The organism is Faecalibacterium sp. An192, from assembly GCF_002160175.1.
Classification (GTDB): domain Bacteria; phylum Bacillota; class Clostridia; order Oscillospirales; family Ruminococcaceae; genus Faecalibacterium.
On sequence record NZ_NFKB01000019.1, the window covers coordinates 48831 to 54830 of the forward strand.

General features: G+C 31.7%; 6 protein-coding genes. All 6 read left to right on the forward strand.

Going from position 1 to position 6000, the window contains the following annotated elements; translation table 11 throughout:
- Positions 1-61: 61 nt before the first annotated feature.
- The 6 genes from B5F27_RS16515 (at position 62) to B5F27_RS16790 (ending at position 5901) form a co-directional block, all read left to right on the forward strand.
- The gene (locus B5F27_RS16515; RefSeq protein ID WP_144066496.1) at positions 62-1393 is read left to right on the forward strand and encodes a hypothetical protein; all 1332 of its coding nucleotides are present in this window, start codon (positions 62-64) and stop codon (positions 1391-1393) included.
- Entirely contained in the window at positions 1359-2264 is a 906-nt protein-coding gene (locus B5F27_RS07765; RefSeq protein WP_158098214.1) for a glycosyltransferase family 2 protein, read from the forward strand. The genes B5F27_RS16515 and B5F27_RS07765 overlap by 35 nt, the downstream gene beginning before the upstream one ends.
- Complete coding sequence (locus B5F27_RS07770; RefSeq protein WP_087366114.1) at positions 2261-3256, forward strand: DUF6625 family protein; 996 nt, start codon at positions 2261-2263, stop codon at positions 3254-3256. Before B5F27_RS07765 ends, B5F27_RS07770 begins: the two co-directional genes overlap by 4 nt.
- Positions 3257-4804: a murein biosynthesis integral membrane protein MurJ gene (gene murJ / locus B5F27_RS07775; RefSeq protein ID WP_087366117.1), complete on the forward strand. Its 1548-nt coding sequence runs from the start codon at positions 3257-3259 to the stop codon at positions 4802-4804.
- A gap of 90 nt (positions 4805-4894) precedes the next feature.
- Positions 4895-5440 (forward strand): acyltransferase family protein, encoded by a 546-nt coding sequence (locus B5F27_RS07780; protein WP_158098215.1) that lies wholly within the window; start codon positions 4895-4897, stop codon positions 5438-5440.
- 56 nt (positions 5441-5496) lie between these two features.
- Positions 5497-5901 (forward strand): hypothetical protein, encoded by a 405-nt coding sequence (locus B5F27_RS16790; RefSeq protein WP_158098216.1) that lies wholly within the window; start codon positions 5497-5499, stop codon positions 5899-5901.
- Positions 5902-6000: the final 99 nt, after the last annotated feature.

The window sequence follows — 6000 nt, forward strand, 5'->3', positions numbered from 1 at the left end:
ACGTAATAATTTCATAAAACGAATGCTTAATATAGTAATATGCTAAAGCAAAGGAAATATCATGGTGCATGATGTAATTTTATTGATTATATGCTATTTGCTTGTATTTCAATATCAACTAATACAAGTAATCCCCTTTTTTGGCTATATTGATGAACTAGTAACAATTTTTTTTGGTGCTTACTTTATTGGGTGTTGCCTAAAAAGCAGAGAAATTAACAAATATCATGCAACTATTGTATGCTGTATGATAGGTATTATAGTCATTGGAATAATTGGTGGAATAAGATCACAATTGCAAGAAAATCCTAAGATTATTTTGGCGGATATATTTTATTGCTTTAAAGTCTTTATTGCGTTTTTGGGTGCAGATAAGTTTGCAAAAAGCTGTAATATGAGAAGGGTCATAAAGTATCTTGCACCGCCAATTTGTTTACTAGTCGTAGTTTCAGCAGTGTGTGCCATTATTAACCAATTTGTAGATATTGGAATGAGTTCTGGTATAACATTACAATTCCCTATAAAAAACTATGCTTTTATATTTTCTAGTAATGGCGTACCCATACCGGGAGTATATTCAATGTATGCATATATGTACTTGATTATTCTAACCGTAAAAGCAAAATATGAATATGAAAATTTTAGACTAAGAAAAAGAAATAATTTTTATTTAGGATGTACATTGTTTAGTTTAATATGTACATTGCAAAGTAGAGCATTCGCATTTTCATTAATATATGTAGTTTTATATTATTTGATAATAATAAAGCAGATAAAACGAAGACGAGTTTTTGAAAAGCTAACAGAAATTATTAAATTAAGATATTTATTGGTTCTAGGTTTTGCAGTTGCATTTCTTGGAAGGTACAAATTTGTTTATTTCTTTATTGATGGTGTAAATACAGCACGCTATGCCTTTTGGAAATATGGTTTAAAAACAATGGCACAGTACTTCCCGATAGGATCTGGATTTGCAACCTTTGGAACATATCAGGCGTTTATAAATTACAGCTTTTTATATACACTATACGGAATGAATGAAGTTTATGGATTAGCTGAAGATGATGGATCAATGGCAGCTGATGGATATTGGCCTGCAATTATTGCACAGTTCGGTGTTTTGGGAACAATATTGATGGTAATACTGTTATTTGATTTGTTTAAGTATATTATAAGAAAATGTGGAAAAAATCCGTATTCAATGTTAGCTGGGATTATGGTGTGTATTATTTCACTTATCTCGAGCATTGCAACATCTGCTTTTTTCCATTTTACAACAATTGGATTGTATTGCATTCTAATTTTAAATTTTGATGAAGAATATAATCATTTTTGGAATTTTGAGAAAGAAGAAAACAATGGAACGAGTAACAGTCTTTACCCCTACATATAATAGAAGAGAATCTTTACCGCGTGTGTTTAAAAGTTTAAAACAGCAAACATTTAAAGATTTTATTTGGATTATTGTCGATGATGGATCGACTGATGACACAAAAAGTCTTGTAGATGAGTTTAAAAAGGAAGCAAATTTTAAAATTAATTATATTTATGAGGAAAATGCAGGTAAGCATTCAGCAATAAATAGAGCATTAAAGGAAACTACATCGGAGTTATTTTTAATTGCAGACTCGGATGATTCTTTCAAAGAAAATGCGCTAGAGGTATTTATTAATACATGGGAATCAATACCAAAGGAAGAAAGAAGTCAATATAAGGGCGTTATTGCAAAATGTTATAATGCTGAGGATGGAACACCGATCGGGACTTACCCGCAATACATGTTTGACAGTAATGATTTGGACGCATATTTTGTTCAAAGGCTATGCTTTGAAAAGTGGAACATAGTTCGTACTGATGTGATGAAAGAAATCCCTTTTCCAGAACCGGATGAAAAACTTAAGTTTTACCCTGAGTCTGTTGTATGGTGGAGAATGGCAAGAAAGTATAAGACTCGCTATATAGATGAAAATATAAGAGCTTATTATCACGACCAGGAAAATTCTGTGATTAAACAAAGTGCCGGACGTGCGCGAGAAACAATATACTTATGGCGTTATTATATAAATGAAGCCATGGATTATTTCTGGAAATATCCAAAGGCTTTTATCAAAGCTTATATTGGATATAGTCGAGATAATATTCGGATTGGGCGAAAGTATAAAGATGCTATATCTTCAATCAATGGAGTGTACAGAAAGGTGATCGTTACTTGCGGATATCCTGTAGGATATTTACTAGCGTTAAAGAAAGGAATTTGCAAATGAGTAAACAGGCTTCGATATGTTATGTAGTACCGTACTTTGGAAAATTGCCTTCTGGCTTTAAAATGTGGCTTCTTTCATGTAGCACAAACAACACGATTGATTGGATTTTATATACAGATGATCGCACTGCATATGAGTATCCTGATAATGTAAAAGTTCATTATTGTTCGTATGAGGATATAAAGAATAAAATTCAAAAGTGTTATGAATTTAAGATCAGCATTAGCCGTCCTTGGAAATTGTGTGATTTTCGCCCTGCATATGGGGAAATATTTGCAGAAGATCTGAAAAAATATGACTTTTGGGGTCACTGTGACATGGATCTAATATGGGGTGATATCCGAAAATTTATAACAGAAGATATTTTAATGCGATATGACAAAATAGGATTTCAAGGACATTCAACGTTGTACAGAAATACACAGGAAGTTAATAGCAGATACAGAATTCATGTGGATGGTATAGTAGACTATAAGGAAGCATTTACAAGCGATGATGGACAATTTTTTGATGAGGTCGTCATGACAAATCTGTATAAGGCTTTGAATATTCCACAGTATACAGGAACTAATTTTGCCCATTTGGACAGATTTACGACAAGTTTTTATTTACTGTATTTACCCGAAGAAGATGGATATAAGAATAATAGGCAAGTATTTACTTGGGAAAGTGGGAAAATTATAAGAAATTATTTAGATGGGACAAATGTTAAAAGAGAAGAATATATGTACATTCATCTTTTCTCTAGACCTATTTCTTTTAAAGTAAAAAGCTATTCAAAAAATACTATTTATACAATTTATCCAGACTTAGTTAAAGAACTTGGGGAAAGTAAACTGGACTATAGATTTATTAACAAACATGGAACATGTAGTACAGTACATTTCTATGCGAAAGTGGCATGGTTTTATAGAAAGAAGATCACGGCTAAAAAAATAATTTTTTATCTTAGAAAGAAAACCAGACTGGCGGTAAAGAGAGGATTCAATTAAATGGTACAAAAAAGGGAGAAAAGCATTGCGACAAAAGTTGTTGAATTAATTTTGGCAGCGTTTATAGCAAAGGGATTGGGCTTTGTTCGAGAAATGGTTTTAGCCAATTATTATGGAACAAGCTATGTATCAGATGTTTTTGTTGCAGTTCAAAATATTCCCGCCATTATATTTACTGTGTTTGGTACGGCAGTTACAACAGGATTTATTCCTTTGTATACAGAAATAAAGATTCGGAAAAATAGGGATGCTGCTGAAAAATTTGCTAATAATGTATTTAATATTTTTCTTTTGATGTCAATCTTATTGACTACTTTAGGAATAGTTTTTTCACGGCAACTTGTCGAACTGTTTGCAGGAGGATTTCAGGGAGAGACCTTTGCACTGTGTAATCAATATGCCAAAATTATTATGCCGACATGTATTGCTATTATTTTGGTATATGTGTATAATGCTTATTTGCAAATCGAAGGTTATTTTAACCAAAATTCTTTGATGAATGTTCCATATAATTTAATTCAGATTATTTTTATTGTAATTGGATTTTATATTGGGAACGTATATATCCTTGCAGTTGGACTTCTTCTAGCATCATTTGGACAATTTATTTACTTAAAAATACTTATAAAGAAAAAAACTGACTTTCAACATAGGTACATATTGGATTTCCATGATACAAATATTAAACAAATGTTAATACTGGTTGGACCGGTTTTTGTTAGTACAGGCGTAAATCAGTTGAATTCAATTGTTGATCGTTCGATGGCATCTGGCTTGGTAGAGGGAAGTGTTTCTGCATTAAATTATTCAAGTGAAATTGCAAATATGGTGACTCAAGTTGTCATTTTAAGCTTGACAACAATTTTATATCCTAAAATGACAGAGTTGTTTGCAAGAAATGACAGGAAAGAAAAAAATTCATTTACTTTAACTTACATTAATGTGGTGTCATTACTGGTCCTACCATTAAGTGCTTTAATTTTTGCTTTTTCAAAAGAAATTGTGCAAATTTTATTTGGGCGAGGAGCGTTTGATGAGAAAACAGTTTTATTTGTGAGTCGGGCATTGAAAATTTATGCGCTTGGAATTGTTGGAGCATCGTTTAGAGATGTACTGAATAAAGTGTTTTACTCTATGAAAGACACAAAAACTCCAATGATTAATGGAATAATTGCAGTTGGTGTAAATATTGGACTGAATATTGTCCTTGTAAAAAGATTTGAGTATTTAGGTTTGGCTTTTGCAACATCTATTTCAGCTACTATCTGCACAATAGCACTTTTAATCCATATGTGTAAAAAAATGACAAATTTTAAATACCTTAAAGCAATAAATACGTTTACAAAGGCATTTTTTGCAATGATTTTTATGTATGTTGGAATTACTATTCTCATGCCACGAATTAATGAATTTCAAAATATTATAAAGTGCCTAATTGGTGGAACAGCTGGTTGTGTGATTTATTTGTTGGTTCTTTTTTTGCTAAAAGAAGAATTTATAACACAAATGGTTTTGAAAATGAAAATGAATTTGAAAAATAAAATTTAATTTTTGCCCGCACAATAAAAATTTACTTGAAAGCTGTTTTGACAGATTATATAAATTAAGCTCTAGTTTATGAGGATGAGGAGGGTATTTTTGAAAACGGAACAGAGAACAAGTTGGATTGATGTGCTAAAAGGACTAGGCATTATTTTAGTAGTTATAGGTCATGTAAATACAAAAGGTTTTCTAGTTCAATGGATTTATACTTTTCATATGCCGTTGTTTTTTGCCCTATCAGGATATATTTTAAAGAAATTTGGAAAGCGTAGTTCTTTTAAAGCTTTTTTTCTCAAACGTTCAAAAACAATCCTGTGGCCATTTGTTTTATTTAGGATCTTATTGTTTACGTATTGGGTTTTAATTGAATCTCATTTTAGATCTTTTGATATAGGGCCAATATGGTTCCTTATTGTGTTATACATATTAGAACTCATAGCGTATCCTATTTTTAATCACAACAGTAATAGATTCTTATGGATTTTTAGTGTGGATGGCCTGATTGCTGCAGTATGGCTTGGACTGTCATTTATATTACCAGTGTGTTTTTATACGATATGGCTTTTGCGAATAATCGATGGATTAGTATGGTATATACTAGGCTATGTATGGGGAATCGTTGAATGTGATATAAAAAAATAACGTTGACAAATAGCTGGAAAAAATTTTTAATTTCTGGATTTCTAGTGATTTCTATTATGATTGGATACTTTAACCCTGGGGTATCGATGTGGAGCAATTCCTATGGAAAGAGCTATGTGATTTATATATTTGGAGGTATTATAGGATCTTTGTGGCTTGGATTTGTATGCAAGTGGTTTATTGTAAAAAATAGTTTTCTCGAATATCTTGGCCAGAATACCATTACAATTTTAGCTGTACATGAACCGATTAAGAGAATTATATTAAAGCTTACAGAAATAATAATGCAGCATTTTGGTGTGGCTATTACTGTTGGAATGCTTCAAAATAATGTGTTTTATGCATTGATCATTGTAGCTGTAGTGGTTGCAATTAGCTTTACAGTCATATGCTGTTTGAAGCAGTTAAAAGCTTATATGCCAATAAAAATACGAAATAACTTCATGGCTTTTGTCAGGTAAATTGTTGACAATATAAAGGATAAGGAGGATAATTTTGAGAGCAGAGCAGAGCAGAGCAGAGCAGAGCAGAGCAGAGCAGAGCAGAGCAGAGCAGAGCAG